The organism is uncultured Clostridium sp. (genome assembly GCF_947072515.1).
Taxonomy (GTDB): domain Bacteria; phylum Bacillota; class Clostridia; order Clostridiales; family Clostridiaceae; genus Clostridium.
On record NZ_CAMTIG010000006.1, the window covers coordinates 49701 to 65283 of the forward strand.

A 15583-nucleotide genomic window follows, 5' to 3' on the forward strand; every position below is an offset into this window, starting at 1 on the left:
TATTTTATTCGATTATATGACGAAAGGATGTGAATTAATTTTATATATATCGTTCATTTTTCAATTCTTTTATGATATATATAAAATGTTAAAACATGATTGAAAACTTAATTTTTACCATTTCTAAAGATAAACATAACGCTGAAGATTTAAAAGCGATTTTATCTAAAAATAAACATCTGAAATTTGTATCATTAGTCGGTGTCGACTTATCTGGTAATGACACAGATGAAAAAATTCCAGTTAAATTATTTTTAGATGATATAGATTCCTTTTTACATGGTGTCGCTGTGCAAACCGATGGTTCCTCAGTTGTACTACCTGGAATTGCAACATTACACGATGCAAAAGTTGATATGATAGCCGACTTAGACTGCAATTGGTTTGTCGACTACAATTTTGAAAATCTAGACGATGAAACTAACCTACCTATCGGAACACTAAAGATTCCATGTTTCTTACATCACAACAGCAAACCTGTTGACTCACGTTATATCTTAAAATCTTCTATAGATACTTACAAAAATTCTCTAATGACTCTATTAGAAAAACACCCTAATATATTAGCCAGCTCAGGAATTAAATTTGACGACCTTGACGAATTATTAATAACATCAGCTACAGAACTAGAATTTTGGGTTCAAACACCTGATGATGTTGCTAATATCGAAGCTTTATCTGCGTCTCAAGAACTTCAAGAACATTACTGGACTAAAACAAAAGGTGTTGTTAGAACTGCATTAGAGCAAACATTAATTTTAATGGATCTATATGGATTTGAACCAGAAATGGGACATAAAGAAGTTGGTGGAGTTAAAGCTAAACTTAGTTCTGATGGAAACTACAATCATATAATGGAACAATTAGAAATCGATTGGAAATATTCATCAGCACTTCAAGCTGCAGATAATGAATTATTTATCAAAGCTCTTATTCAAGAAACTTATAGAAGATATGGTCTTGACGTAACATTTATGGCAAAACCAATTGATGATGTAGCTGGTTCAGGAATGCACGTTCATTTAGGAGTAAGTGCTAGATTAAAGAACGGAAAAATAATTAATCTTTTCCATGCTCCAAAAGATCATTTCTTAACTGAAATTGGATATGCATCATTAATGGGTATCCTTAATAACTATGAGATAATGAATCCTTTTATCTCTTCAACAAACAACGCATTAAAAAGATTAAAGCCTGGATTTGAAGCTCCAATTTGTACTGTTACATCTCTTGGAGAATCACCAGAATCACCATCAAGAAATAGAACTATATTAGTTGGATTAATTAGAGATTTAGCAAGCCCTCTTGCAACTAGATTTGAGCTTAGATCTCCAAATCCTCATAGTAATACTTACCTAACTATGGCAGTTTCTTATCTTTCTATGTTAGATGGTGTTATCTATGCTTTAAAGAGCGATAAAACTCAAGACGAGCTTTTAGCTGAGCTTTCAAAGAAACCAGGTGAAAAAGCTGATTATTTAAGCGCAGATAGATCTTATAGATCAGAGCTTGATGTATTTGAACATTATACTGAAGAAGAAAGAGAATCTTTATTCGGAAAAGCACCTGCTACAATTTATGAAAATTTAAAACAACTTGATGATTACAGAGATAAACTTGAAGTTCTAAAGAGAAATCCTGTTATCACAGATAAAATCATCGATAGTTTTAAAATGGGTGTTATGTCAAAATGGTCTACTGAAATTGAACACAGAGTTATAAATAAATTTGTGAAACAAGTTAGAAACAGTAAGATTCTTCATGACCCAAGAATTGCTTCTGATATAGATGTATTAAATTGGTCTGAAATCGCTAAATTAAGAATCTATATTATGAAAGATAGTTCAAATGAAAAATCTTTATTTACAAGATTAAAAGATTCTTTTGCTAAAAACGACTTAGCACTTGCTTCTAATCTTTATCTTGAACTAGAAGATAAAATGAGTATATTAAGAACACTTTATTCTAACTATAAGAAAAACCTTTTAGATATTTAATATCCTAAAAAAGGATGCATTTATGCATTCTTTTTTTATTTTTATATAAAAATAAAAACAATGAAATTATCTCCCCATCATTGCTTTTATCTAGTCCAATCTATTCTTAATTTAATCTCTTTGTTATATCTACTGAATATCCTTTATTATGCATAAAAGGATTATTATTTACTACTTCTTCTGCTTCTTTATAATCTCTAACCTTAAAAACTATTGTCCATCCATTCTTATCATATTTTCCTGCACACATTAAGTATTTATTCTCTCTATTGTTATATGAACCTTCTCTATCTATAATAAGACTTCTTGATTCACTTATGCTTTTACAATTTAATTTTACAAATACTGAACTTGATTTCATAAAAATACACTCCTTTTTATACGAACAAACGTTTGATTATATTTTACCGAACAGCCGTTCGTATGTCAACTTAAAATTTTCTTATGTTACAATATATTCCTTATGAAATCTGATTATTACTCTTTTTATTTTAAATTTAAAAGGAACTTACTTTAAATGTAAGTTCCTTTTTTATTCTTAAATTTCAGCTATATTAAATACCTCTAAATCCTTGTTATTTTCAAGATTTTTCTTCTTGACATTTATTATAGCCTGAAGTGTATCTAAAGCTGTTATAACACCTATATTACGTTCTACAGCGGCTCTTCTGATTAAGAATCCATCTCTCTTAGAATCATTTCCTTTAGTTGGAGTATTTATTACTAAATCTACCCCTTTACTTTTTACAATATCTAATATATTTGGATGATCTTCATTTAATCTTCTAACTTCTTCTGCTTCTATTCCATTTTCTTTTAACATCTTACAAGTTCCTGTAGTTGATACGAATGTATATCCTACTTCTGCAAGTTCTTTAGCCATTTTTAAGAATTCTTCTTTATCGTGTTTTTTGACAGTTGCTAATATTTTTCCTTTTTCCATTTTAGGATACATACTACCAGCTACAAAACCTTTATATAAAGCTTCTTCTAATGTTCTTCCTATTCCTAATACTTCTCCTGTAGATTTCATTTCTGGTCCTAGAGAAACTTCAACATTCGGAAGTTTTTGAGTTGAGAATACTGGAACCTTAACTGATATTAATTCTGGTTCTTTATATACATCTATTCCATATCCTAAGTCTACTAACTTTTCTCCAAGCATTACTCTTGTAGCTAAATCAACTATTGGTACACCTGAAACTTTACTTATATATGGAACTGTTCTTGAAGCTCTTGGATTAACTTCTATAACATATAAACTTCCTTCAAACTCTATAAACTGAATGTTTATCATTCCTTTTATTCCTATTTCAAGAGCTAATTTTTTAGTATAGTCTAAAACATCTGCTTTTATTTTTTCACAAATATTTTGGCTTGGGTACATAGTTACACTATCTCCTGAGTGAACTCCAGCTCTTTCTAAATGTTCCATTATTCCTGGGATTAATATGTTTTCTCCATCTGAAATTGCATCTACTTCAATTTCTCTTCCCATTAAATATTTATCTATAAGAATTGGACTTTTTTTATCTTTTGCAAAAGCATTGTTTAGGTAGTAAGTTAACTCTTCCTCATCGTGAGTTATTTCCATACCTTGCCCACCAATTACATATGAAGGTCTAACAAGTACTGGGAATCCTAAGATTCTTGCTTCTTCTAATCCTTCTTCTATATTCCACACACCTTTTCCTTTTGGTCTTGCTATTCCAAGCTTTTCAAGTAAATCATCAAACTTTTCTCTATCTTCTGCCATATCAATTTGATCTGCAGTAGTTCCAAGTGTTAGAATATTTTTTTCTTTCATAAAGTTTGCAAGTTTTATTGCAGTTTGCCCACCAAACTGAAGAATTACTCCATCTGGTTTTTCTTTTTCTACTATATTTAAAACATCTTCTTCTGTTAATGGTTCAAAATATAATTTATCTGATATATCAAAATCTGTACTTACTGTTTCTGGGTTATTATTTACTATAATAGTTTCAATTCCAAGCTTTCTTAATGACTTAACACAATGAACTGAAGCATAGTCAAACTCTACTCCTTGCCCTATTCTTATTGGTCCTGAACCTATAACGATAACTTTCTTTTTACCTTCTGTAACTACAACTTCATCATACTGTTCGTAAGTTGAGTAATAGTATGGTGATAACGCTTCAAATTCTCCTGCACATGTATCAACCATCTTGTATGAAGGCTTAATATTCCAGATATCTCTTAATCTATTTACATCCTCAGGACATACTTGTAAGAAATCTGCTATCGCTTTATCTGAAAAACCTTTTTTCTTTAAGTTTAATAACCATTCTTTATCTAAATTTTCTATATGACTTAATTTTAATCTTTGTTCTTCATTAACTATCCATTTAATTTTTTCTACGAAGAATTTATCTATCCCTGTAATTTCTGAAACTTTTTCTACTCTATAGTCTCTTCTTAGCATCTCAGCTAATGCAAAGATTCTTTCATCATCTGGAGTTACAACTCTTTCTTTTAATTCTTGCATACTTAAATCTCTAAACTTTTTAAAGTCTAATGAGTATCTACCAATCTCTAAACTTCTTATTCCTTTTAAGAATGCTTGCTCAAAGTTAGCTCCTATTGCCATTATTTCTCCAGTAGCCATCATTTTTGTTCCTAATGCTCTATCTGCACTAAAGAATTTATCAAAAGGCCATTTTGGAATTTTACATACTACATAGTCAAGACTTGGTTCAAAACATGCATAAGTTTTTCCTGTTACTGCATTTTTAATTTCATCAAGTCCATATCCTAATGCTATCTTTGATGCAAGTTTAGCTATTGGATATCCTGTTGCTTTTGATGCAAGAGCTGAAGATCTTGAAACTCTTGGATTTATTTCAATTACTGCATATTCAAAACTATGAGGATTTAATGCTAATTGGACATTACATCCCCCTTCAATTCCTACTGCATTTATTATATTAATTGATGCAGTTCTAAGCATTTGATACTCTTTATCTGAAAGAGTTTGTGATGGAGCAACAACTATACTATCTCCTGTATGAATTCCTACTGGATCTATATTTTCCATGTTACATACGGTTATACAGTTTCCATAAGAATCTCTCATTACTTCGTATTCTATCTCTTTCCATCCTTTAACTGATTTTTCTAATAAAACTTGCCCTATTGTACTTAACTGTAATCCTGATTCTAGTATTTCTTTTAATTGCTCTTCATCATCAGCAATTCCCCCACCAGTTCCACCTAAAGTATATGCAGGTCTTACTATCACTGGATATCCTATTTTATTGGCAAATGCAACTCCTGCTTCTAAATCTGTTATAATTTCACTTTGAATAACAGGCTCATTTATTCTGTTCATCATATCTCTAAATAGTTCTCTATCTTCACCTTCTTTGATAGATTCTATTGAAGTTCCTATTACTTTTACATTATATTTATCTAAAATTCCAGCTTCATAAAGGTCTACTGCTAGGTTTAGTCCTGTTTGACCACCCATTCCTGCAAGTAAACTATCTGGTCTTTCTTTAGCTATAACTTTTTCTACAAACTCTATAGTTAATGGTTCTAAATAAACCTTATCAGCTACTTCTTTATCAGTCATTATTGTAGCAGGGTTTGAGTTTATTAAAACAACTTCCATACCTTCTTCTTTTAAAGCTTGGCAAGCTTGTGTTCCTGAGTAATCAAACTCTGCTGCTTGCCCTATGATAATTGGTCCTGAACCTATAACTAAAACTTTTTTAATATCTTTATTTAATGGCATAATAAATTCCTCCTACTTAATCCTATAGTGCATACTCTAAAAATTTATCAAAAATATATTCACAATCCTGTGGTCCTGCTGATGCTTCAGGATGGAATTGTACTGAATATATAGGTAATGTTTTATGTCTTAATCCTTCGACAGTTTCATCATTTATATTTAAATGTGTTGCTTCAGTTCCTTCTGGTAACTCATCTACAACATATCCATGATTTTGTGATGTAATATGAACTCTTCCAGTCTCTAAATCTTTAACTGGGTGATTACATCCTCTATGTCCAAATTTTAATTTAGTAGTATTTCCACCTAAGCTTAAAGCTAATAGTTGATGTCCTAAACATATTCCTACTACTGGTTTTTTACCTATTATTTTTTTAATTGTATCTATAGCAAATTCTAAGTCTTGTGGATCCCCAGGTCCATTTGATAAAAATACTAAGTCTGGATTTACGCTAAGAATTTCTTCTGCAGTTGCATCTGCATTAAAAACTGTTATTCTGCAATTTCTCTTTTTAAAGTTTCTTATTATGTTTTGTTTTATACCGTAATCTACTATTGCTACATGTTTTCCAGTTCCAGCTATTTCATACTTTTCTTTTACTGTTACTTTCGATACTGCTTCTTTATTTGTAAAAGATTCTATTCTATCTTTTACATCTTCTAATGTAGATTCATCTAAAACTATTATTCCTTTCATGGTTCCGCTATTTCTTAAAACTTTTGTTAAGGCTCTAGTATCAATTCCCTCTAATCCGATTATTTTATTTTGTTTTAAATAATCTTCTAAAGTTAATTCACATCTAAAGTTATTTGGCATTGTACATTTTTCTCTAACTATAAAACCTCTTACTTGTGGTCTACTAGATTCCATATCTTCTAGGTTTATTCCATAATTACCTATTAAAGGATATGTCATAGTTACTATTTGACCATAATAAGATGGATCCGTTAATACCTCTTGGTATCCTGTCATTCCTGTAGTAAAAACAACTTCTCCAACACTTTCCTTAAGATATCCAAATGATTTACCTTCAAAAACCATACCATTTTCTAATATAAGCTTTGCTTTCATGCGTAAGCCCTCCTTTAAAATATATGTTTGAAGCTAAAAATACACTCTAAAGTTCATTAAAACATTAAAAAAAGGACAATAAAGAGACCATTTTTCCTTTAAATTGCTCTCTTTACTATCCTTATATGTTCAATATTTAAATTAACCTTCAAAGACAATTCTATGTAATTTCCTACTTTTGTAAATAACATAGTGCATACTTCCTTTCTGGCCTCACGGGACCAATTTAAAGTGTACCTTAACTCTAATTTTATTCTTTTTATTATTGTAGTTTATTCTAATTTACATGTCAATCAAAATCTTGAAATTTATTGCAACCCCATAAGTTATATTTTATTCCAAAATAAGTTATTTATCCTACTAAAAAATAGTATCTAAAAACTGTTTTATTTTCCAAAATTTATGATATAATAATTTTATTAACATTTTTTGTAAATTGAAATAAAGGGGTAAATTTATGATTGAATTAACTAACTTAACAAAAACTTTTAAGAAAGCTACAGTTGTTAATGATCTTTCCTTTACTGTTAATCCTGGCGAGATAGTGGGGTTACTCGGAGAAAATGGTGCTGGAAAAACAACTACGCTTAGAATGATTTCAACTATGCTAAAGATAAGCTCAGGAGATATTTTAGTAAATAATATTTCAGCTAAATCTAGTCCAATCGAAGTTAGAAAAAATATAGGAATTCTCTTTGGCGGTGATATTGGGCTTTATGATAGGCTTACTGCTAGAGAAAACATTAAATATTTTGCTAATCTTTATGGCATGTCTGATAAAGATGCGGATACTAGAATAGATCATTTATCTAGTAAATTTGATATGGATGATTATATCGATAAAAAGGTTTCAAAATTTTCTAGAGGTATGAAACAGAAGGTTTCAATTGCTAGAGCAATTGTCCACAATCCTGATGTTATTCTTTTAGATGAACCATGTACTGGTCTTGATGTAAGTGCTGTTAGAGTTGTCCATGATTTTATTCGTAAGTGCAAAAACGATGGTAAAACTGTTTTATTTTCAAGTCACTCAATGCAAGAAGTTGAAAAGCTTTGTGATAGAGTTGTAATTATCAACAAAGGAATTCTTTTAGAAGATTCTACAGTGGCTAAATTGAAATCTAAACATAATAGCAACGATTTAGAAGATGTTTTTGTATCTTTAATAGGAGGTCATTCTAATGAATAGTTTTTTAGTAGTTTTAAAAAAGGAACTTAAGGATATTTTTAGAGATAAAAAAACAATCCTATTTACTATAATTTTACCTATAATACTCTTTCCTGTTATGTACAAAATTATGGGATACGGTGTTACTAAAACTATGCAAATAGCTGAAGAAGAAATAAACATTGTACTTGAAGGAGACAAAACTTCATCTATCTATAATATTTTACAATCTCAAAATAATATAAAAATTAGAGATATAGAAAATCCTAAAACAGCATTAAAAGAGGGAACTATTCAACTTATAATAAATATCCCTAAAGATTTTGATCAAATAATTACTTCTGGTAAAAAAGCTAATTTAGAAGTCTTATATGATGATTCATCTAATAACTCTGCTATGGCAGTATCTCTATTTGAAAACCTAACTTCTGGATTAAAAGATAAAATTGTTGGTGAAAGATTAAAAGATAAAGGAATTGATACAGATATTCTAGAGCCATTTTCAATTGATGTAAAATCAGGTATTGTAGCTGATGGAAAAGAAGCTATGAATCCTATTGCTAGAAGCCTTGGTGGAATGATGCCATCCCTTATAATAGTATTTATGTTTGCACCAATTCTAGGAATTGCAGCTGATTTAGGTGCAGGAGAAAAAGAAAGAAATACTTTTGAACCATTACTTTCAACTCCCTGTGATAGAAATTCACTTATTTTTGGTAAAACTGCTGCCATAAGCGTAGTTTCTACTTTAACTATGATTGCTAGTTTAATATCCATGTATATTGGATTACAAAGTTTTATGAAAACTATGGCTACAAGTGCTGGAGGACATATTGAAAATACCTCTTTTGCTTTTGACCTAAGTCCTCAATCTCTATTAGTTATGATAGTTTTATTATTAATTCTTTTACTTGCTATATGTGCAATTCAAATAAGTATAAGTATATTTGCAAGATCATCAAAAGAAGCTGGAACTTATCTTTCAGGTGTTATTACACCTATTATGTTAATATCTTATATTCCAATGCTTATGGATGCCAAGTCTATTTCAGGATTTATGTTCCATGTACCAATTGCAAATTCAGTATCTCTTATGAAGGAGCTTATGGTTGGTATTACAAATTATAATCATATAGGCATAGTTTTATTTTGGAATATAATTTATTTAATTTTAGCTTTCTTAGCTACTAAATGGATGTTTTCAAGAGAAGAAGTTGTTTTTAGAAGTTAATATAAATAAGGAGTTGCTTTTTGCAACTCCTTATTATCATATAATTTTATAATTTAGACTCTCCAAACTGCTTTTCTACCCACTCTGCAGCTGGATAAGCAAACATTCTTCCAAGTCCTAAAATCAAGAATATAACTAAAAATAATAGTAAAAACTTTACGTCCTTAGCAACTTGTGTCCAATCTGGTGACCCAATTGCTTGCCTGAAGCCATCTATAGCATAGGTAACGGGCCACAATGGCTCAAGTTTTTGGAAAAACTCCGGGTTAACCTGAATTGGATAAATCGCAGCAGATCCTGCAACTTGAATAACCATTATTACTAAGGCTGCTGCTTTCCCAAAGTTCCCCATCAGTGAAACTAAAGTAAATATTATTACTGTGAATACAATTCCTGTGAGCCAAGTAAAGCCCATAAACAACCAGAAATTTGCCGGCTTTATCCCAAGAATAAATACGTCTCCTAAAGAAACTATAGTCCCTTGAATAAAGTTTATTCCCATAAATAATATCAATCTTCCAAAATGAACTGCTAGAGCATCGCTTTTTGTTTTGTTTTTCTTCTTTCTATCAATTGTACTTATCATAGTTGTGCATAATAATGCTCCCACCCATATAGATAGTACTGTATAGAATGGTGCTAATCCTACTCCAAAAACAGACATTCCATATAACTCTTCTATTTTCATTCCTATTGGTGATGAGAATAATTGAGAAAATTCATTTGGATTTTTATCTAATAAATTAGTTAAATTATTTAAAGCTTCATTATTTAACTTATCTGTACTAGTTTTAAGATTACTTAAAGTTCCATTTAAACTATCTAATTTTTGCTGAAGTTCTTGTGCTTGCTGTACTGTTAAATTACTTGTTGTAATTCCCATATTAGCAATGCTTTGTAGTGCTGGTAAAATAGCTTTACTTGATTCAAGAATGTTATTTGCACTATTTAGTCCTTCATTTAAATTAGTATTCATTGATGTTACAAATGAATTTATTGTATTTGCATAACTACTGTTAAGTTCATTTATATCATTTGTAAGATTTGTACTTAAAGTTTTTATTCCTGCCAATTTGCTATTTAACTCACTTGCTGATATAGAATTTTGGCTAGATAAATAGTTATTTAAATCTTGTAATTCATTTAACTGATTATTTCCATTTTGTTTTAAATTATTTATTATATTGATTAAATTATTTAATTGTGGTGTTGCATCTATGTTATTTAATGTATTTAAGAGATTTCCTACAGTATCTAAAACACTATTTAAGTTTTTATTTGCTCCAATTATATCTTGTAACTTTTTCTTATCTGCTTCAATCTGTTCTTTACTTAATTTCATAGAATTTGCATCACTTGTAATTTGTTTCCCATCATTTACAATAGTGTTTCCTGCAGTATCTGCATCTTTTTTAGCTGTATTTTCACCACTTTGTGCACTATTAATAGCTGAAGAATTTATACTTTCTTGTGTTTTAACAGTATTCTCTAAATCTTGAATAAAATTGTTTAGAGAAGTATTTACATTTCCAAGTTCTTGCATACTGCTATTTATATTATTTTGAATATTACTAACATTATTTTGAGTTGCTTGTAATAAATATTTACTTGATGTTATTACACCTTGTAAGTTATCAATTTGTTTAGATATATTGGGTATATCATTTTTAATTGTTTCTAAATATTTAGTTAGTTGTTGAACACTTTGTTCACTTGAATTAATATTACCGCTTATATTATTAACATTATTATTAGCTGTTGCAACTATATTTTTTAAATTAACTATTAAAGATTGATTATCCTTAATATTACTACCTAAACTATTTGCATAGTTTAGTAATATTTTATCTAAACTTTCAAAAAAGTTTTGCTTAATTTGAACTTGCAATTGATTAACTGCTAAATCTGATATTTTAGCTGCAATTGCATTTGTTTTATCATTAACTCTATATATTAGATTTGGTTTTATAGGATTACCACTAAATATAGTTTGTAAATCTTGTGAAAAATTACTTGGTATTATAATTTCAGAGTAATAGGTCCCATCTTTTAATCCTTGTTCTGCAACTTCCGGCCCTACAAATACCCATTTCATAGAATCATTATTTTTTAATTGATCCACAGTTTCTTTTCCAAAATTAACTATTTTATTATTTATTATGGTTCCATTATCTTCATTAACTACAGCTACTGGAACATTTCCTGTATCAACATATGGATTCCAGTTTGCTTTTAATGTAATCCATGTATATAGAGATGGTATTATACAAAGCCCTATTATAATACCTAATGCAACTTTGTTTTTTCTAATATTTTTAAGATCTCTTTTTAGTACCTTAAGTATTTTCATCTCTTTTTCTCCTTAATTTATTCTTCTGCTAATCCTGATTCTTCAAAAACTTCATCCATTTTCTTAACCATCCCACTTAGTCTTGGTTTAAAGAAATAACCAATAAGTAAAAATACTCCTGCAAATACACAAAGAGCTATTATATCTTTTATTGCATTTGCCCAATATGGGCCTCCAATAGCTTCTCTCATTAAGTCTACCCCATAAGGGAATGGTAAAAATGGCTCTACCGCTCTAAAGAAAGCTGGCATAGCTTGAACTGGATAAGTTCCTCCTGTTCCTGATAATTGTACAACCATTAAAACTATACATATTGCATCTCCAAGATGTCCAAACATAGATAAACATGTATATACAATTATGGCAAATGTTATGGAGGTCACTAAAGATCCTAAAATAAATAAAGGTAAATTTACTACTTGAACACCAACTAGGAATTTTGCTCCTATGGTTATTATTAAAGATTGTATTATGGCTATCAATATATAAGTCATCATTTTTCCATAATGTTTTTCTCTAATCGACATTTCTTCAAACTCCTCAATTTCTGGAGGTGCTGTTTTAAGAAGCGCTCCTGATACAAGCATTCCTACCCAAAATGCTAATACACTATAAACCGGTGTCATTCCTGAACCATAGTTTGCAACTGGGTATATTGATTGTTGTTCAAAATTAAAAGGTAATGTTGCAAAATCTCCCATTACAACTGGATTTCCTTCTAAAACTGCTATTAGCTGATTTATATTATCATCACTAATTCCTTTCAACTTATCACTAAGTTGACTTATTAGTCCTTTATATTGATTTAAATATTGTACTAACTGTGCACTTGAAGTAGTTGTTAAATTTGCTCCATTTGAAGCATTATTTAATAAATTTTGAATACTACCATTTAGGTTTTCTGTTTCCGATATTAAACTATCTGCACTATTAGTTGCATTAATTAATCCATTAGTAATATTATTAATAGCTTCATTCCCGCCATTACTATAGCTGTCTTTAATAGTATTCATTGAAGAAACTATAGAATTAGCTGCATTTTGAATAAGTTTCATATTACTTTCAGATAAATTATTTCCACTATTAATTGTATTTTTTATATTATTACTTTGTTCATTAAGTAAATTATTAATTCCATTAAGATTTTGAATTAGTGCATTAATATTTGAATTATTAATACCCTTATTTATACTATTTAAAAATTTTAAATTAGTATCTATATTACTTTTAACAATATTTACGTCACTCAATATATTATTAATCATAGAATTTACATTACTTCCTGCTGTTAAACTCATAGCCATATTCTTCATATTATTAACTATACTTTCTGAAGAAGTTAAATTAAGATTCATTGCATTAAGTGATTGATTTAAAATACTCTTGGTACTGGACATAACTTGCCCTATGTTCTTCGTATTTGTCTCAATTTGAGATAAACTATTATTAAATGTTGGCATTATAGTTTTTAAACTATCTATGTACCCATTCAAAGTCTTAGAACTTTCAGATGCTTTATTTAAATTATCTATAACTAACCCCATATTATCATTAAGATCAATTATTGCACTTTTTAGTTCTATTATTTCATTTTTCTTAGAGCTAGCTTCATTTCCGAACTTATTAAGAACTCCAAATCCCTGTGAAGTTATGGTTGACATAACACTCGACTGTATTTGTGTTAATAATGTTTGTTGTGCAACCTCTGTTATTTTATTTGCAACAGGCCCTGCCTTTGTATTAACTTTATATATAAGTTCAGGCTTTACAGGATTATTTGTTGCTAATGTTCCCAAGTCTTTTGAAAAATCTGCCGGTATCAATAATTCTGAAAAATATTTTCCTGATGCTAATCCTATATCAGCTTCCTTTGCACTTACAAACTTCCAATCTATGGTGTTACTAGTTTTCAGATTATCTACTACATTATCCCCTATATTAAGATTTTTTCCTGATATACTAGCTCCTTGGTCTTCATTTACTACTGCTATCGGTATTGTAGATGTATTTTGATAAGCATTCCAACATCCAATTACATTTAAAAACGAATATAATGATGGTATTATACAAAGCCCTGATATAATAATCATTGTAATTGGATTTTTTATCATTGCTTTAAGATCTCTTCTAAATACCTTTAAAGCATTTTTCATATTTATACTTCACCTCCTAAAACCACTTTAAAATTTAATTACCTATGTAATCCTTTTAAGTAAAAAATAAATCCCAAACTCTAAAAGTTTAGGATTTTTCGTAAAATATTTCCAAAATCCAAAACATTTTACACTAAGAATTATATCCTTATTTAAGTTTTTAATCAAATTAATTTCAACTAATTTTTTCCAAAAAGAACTCTATTTTATCAAAACTGACTAAAATTCATATTTTTTTAATTTATCTAATAAACATTAGCTAAAACAACATTCTTTTCTATCCATTTTATTACATATTCAATAGGGTTTTCATTATTTGATGGTGCTATTAAATTTACTTTTTCTAAAAGTCTCGGATTAGCATTTTTTACTGCAAATCCATAATCAGCTACTTCTAACAATGCTTCGTCATTCATATTGTCTCCAATCGCTACTATCTTATACTCTTCTAAATTTTTCAGTTTAATAAGTTTTTTTAAAGCTTGTCCTTTCGAAGCTGAATTTGGTACAATTTCTAAATATTTTATAGCACTTCTTAAAGGTCTTTTATTTTCATATTCTGAAAAATCATTTTCAAAACCATCCAAAACCTCTCCTTCTCCTACTATTAATATCTTTGTCCAATTTTTATTCCAAATTTCTCCTTCTGAAGTATGAATAACATTATATCCAAGTTTTGAAAATCTTTTTGTTAAATGACATTCCTTAAAAACATAAATATCTTCTTCTGAGTATACCTCTAGTCCAATCCCTTTAACCTTCATAAGTTTTCTTATAACTTCTTTTCTTTCCTCTTCTAAGGAATATTCTAAAATCATACTATTAGTTGAATAATCATATATCTTGCATCCATTGTATAGAATTATAGGTAAACTCGGCTTCAAATCTTTCGCATATCTGTTCGCCGATGGAAGCATTCTTCCTGTTGCTATAGTAAATAGTCCACCATTTTCTTTAAAGTACTCTATTGCTCTTAAATCTTTTTCTGATATTTTCTTTTCTTTATTTATCATAGTACCATCCATATCTGAAACTAATACTATTCCATCAAAAATCCCCATTCTATTCACTCCTTTTATTTCTCTTTATTTGTATTAAATATTATTTTTCTAATTAAACTACGTGGTAAAAATTTTGTTCCTATAACCATTAACTTATTTTTACCACCTGGTATAATTATAGCTTTTTTAACCTTAAACCCTTTATAACCTTCTACTGCTACTTTTTCTGCATCCATTAAATATTTTTTAGCTTTTTCTGCTTTAACTATTCCTGCATTTTTTTGAAACTCTGTTTTAACAGGTCCTGGGCAAAGACAGCATACTGTAACATTAGATTCTTTGCACTCCTCATAGATTGCTTCTGATAATGTTAATACATATGCTTTTGAAGAATAATATGTACTCATTTTAGGACCTCCTACAAAAGCTGCAGTAGATGCTACATTTAAAATTCCACCTTCTCTTCTCTCTTTCATCTCTGGAAGAAATCTTTTTATTAAAATTGTTAAAGCTTGTATATTTAAATTAATTAACTCTAAATCTTTCTCCTCGTTAATTTCATCAAAATATCCAAAACTTCCAACTCCAGCATTATTAATAAGATTTTCTATGAATATCTCTTTTTCTTCAATTTTTTTAAAAAGTTTATCTATCTCACTTCTATAAGATAAATCTATGGCCATTATCTTTACTTTGATATTAAATTCGCTACATATCTCTTTCTTTAAGTTAATTAAATCTATTTCATTTCTTGCTATTAAAAACAAATTTTTGTTGTCTTTTGCAAAAAGTTTTGTAAATTCATATCCTAAGCCTTTAGTAGCTCCTGTTATTAATGTATATTTTTCCTTTTCCAT

Annotated in this window: 10 protein-coding genes; 3 read left to right on the plus strand and 7 right to left on the minus strand. The window is 29.0% G+C overall.

Annotation, left to right across the window (positions count from 1 at the left end; translation table 11 throughout):
* Window positions 1-95 precede the first annotated feature (95 nt).
* A complete protein-coding gene (locus Q0W06_RS03805; RefSeq protein ID WP_297631636.1) occupies window positions 96-1997 on the plus strand; it encodes a glutamine synthetase in 1902 nt (633 codons plus the stop codon).
* A 106-nt stretch (window positions 1998-2103) separates the two neighbouring features.
* On the opposite strand, the gene Q0W06_RS03810 is transcribed toward Q0W06_RS03805, so the two are convergent.
* From Q0W06_RS03810 to Q0W06_RS03820, 3 genes are all read right to left on the minus strand, one after another.
* Window positions 2104-2358 carry a hypothetical protein gene (locus Q0W06_RS03810; RefSeq protein WP_297631638.1) on the minus strand — a complete coding sequence of 85 codons (255 nt, stop codon included), beginning with the start codon at window positions 2356-2358 and terminating at the stop codon, window positions 2104-2106.
* A gap of 177 nt (window positions 2359-2535) precedes the next feature.
* Window positions 2536-5751, minus strand: a complete 3216-nt coding sequence (gene carB, locus Q0W06_RS03815) for a carbamoyl-phosphate synthase large subunit (protein WP_297631641.1) — start codon at window positions 5749-5751, stop codon at window positions 2536-2538.
* A gap of 22 nt (window positions 5752-5773) precedes the next feature.
* Window positions 5774-6823 carry a carbamoyl phosphate synthase small subunit gene (locus tag Q0W06_RS03820; protein ID WP_297631644.1) on the minus strand — a complete coding sequence of 350 codons (1050 nt, stop codon included), beginning with the start codon at window positions 6821-6823 and terminating at the stop codon, window positions 5774-5776.
* Window positions 6824-7280: 457 nt separating this feature from the next.
* On the opposite strand from Q0W06_RS03820, the gene Q0W06_RS03825 reads away from it, so the two are divergent.
* Window positions 7281-8012: an ATP-binding cassette domain-containing protein gene (locus tag Q0W06_RS03825; RefSeq protein ID WP_297631647.1), complete on the plus strand. Its 732-nt coding sequence runs from the start codon at window positions 7281-7283 to the stop codon at window positions 8010-8012.
* On the plus strand, window positions 8005-9222 hold the full coding sequence (locus Q0W06_RS03830) for an ABC transporter permease (RefSeq protein WP_297631650.1): 1218 nt from the start codon (window positions 8005-8007) through the stop codon (window positions 9220-9222). The genes Q0W06_RS03825 and Q0W06_RS03830 overlap by 8 nt, the downstream gene beginning before the upstream one ends.
* A 46-nt stretch (window positions 9223-9268) precedes the next feature.
* Here Q0W06_RS03830 and Q0W06_RS03835 read toward each other — a convergent pair whose 3' ends face one another.
* From Q0W06_RS03835 to Q0W06_RS03850, 4 genes are all read right to left on the minus strand, one after another.
* Window positions 9269-11572 (minus strand): YhgE/Pip domain-containing protein, encoded by a 2304-nt coding sequence (locus Q0W06_RS03835; protein WP_297631653.1) that lies wholly within the window; start codon window positions 11570-11572, stop codon window positions 9269-9271.
* 17 nt (window positions 11573-11589) lie between these two features.
* Window positions 11590-13725, minus strand: a complete 2136-nt coding sequence (locus tag Q0W06_RS03840; protein WP_297631656.1) for a YhgE/Pip domain-containing protein — start codon at window positions 13723-13725, stop codon at window positions 11590-11592.
* Window positions 13726-13970: 245 nt separating this feature from the next.
* Window positions 13971-14786: an HAD family hydrolase gene (locus Q0W06_RS03845; protein ID WP_297631659.1), complete on the minus strand. Its 816-nt coding sequence runs from the start codon at window positions 14784-14786 to the stop codon at window positions 13971-13973.
* Between the two features lie 14 nt (window positions 14787-14800).
* On the minus strand, window positions 14801-15583 hold the full coding sequence (locus tag Q0W06_RS03850) for an SDR family oxidoreductase (protein ID WP_297631662.1): 783 nt from the start codon (window positions 15581-15583) through the stop codon (window positions 14801-14803).

Excerpts from the sequence above, each read along its gene's own strand:
- Q0W06_RS03845 (WP_297631659.1), bottom strand. The coding sequence starts at position 14,786 with ATGGGGATTTTTGATGGAATAGTATTAGTTTCAGATATGGATGGTACT.
- carB (WP_297631641.1), bottom strand. The coding sequence starts at position 5,751 with ATGCCATTAAATAAAGATATTAAAAAAGTTTTAGTTATAGGTTCAGGA.
- Q0W06_RS03850 (WP_297631662.1), bottom strand. The coding sequence starts at position 15,583 with ATGGAAAAGGAAAAATATACATTAATAACAGGAGCTACTAAAGGCTTA.
- Q0W06_RS03840 (WP_297631656.1), bottom strand. The coding sequence starts at position 13,725 with ATGAAAAATGCTTTAAAGGTATTTAGAAGAGATCTTAAAGCAATGATA.
- Q0W06_RS03820 (WP_297631644.1), bottom strand. The coding sequence starts at position 6,823 with ATGAAAGCAAAGCTTATATTAGAAAATGGTATGGTTTTTGAAGGTAAA.
- Q0W06_RS03835 (WP_297631653.1), bottom strand. The coding sequence starts at position 11,572 with ATGAAAATACTTAAGGTACTAAAAAGAGATCTTAAAAATATTAGAAAA.
- Q0W06_RS03810 (WP_297631638.1), bottom strand. The coding sequence starts at position 2,358 with ATGAAATCAAGTTCAGTATTTGTAAAATTAAATTGTAAAAGCATAAGT.
- Q0W06_RS03830 (WP_297631650.1), top strand. The coding sequence starts at position 8,005 with ATGAATAGTTTTTTAGTAGTTTTAAAAAAGGAACTTAAGGATATTTTT.
- Q0W06_RS03825 (WP_297631647.1), top strand. The coding sequence starts at position 7,281 with ATGATTGAATTAACTAACTTAACAAAAACTTTTAAGAAAGCTACAGTT.
- Q0W06_RS03805 (WP_297631636.1), top strand. The coding sequence starts at position 96 with ATGATTGAAAACTTAATTTTTACCATTTCTAAAGATAAACATAACGCT.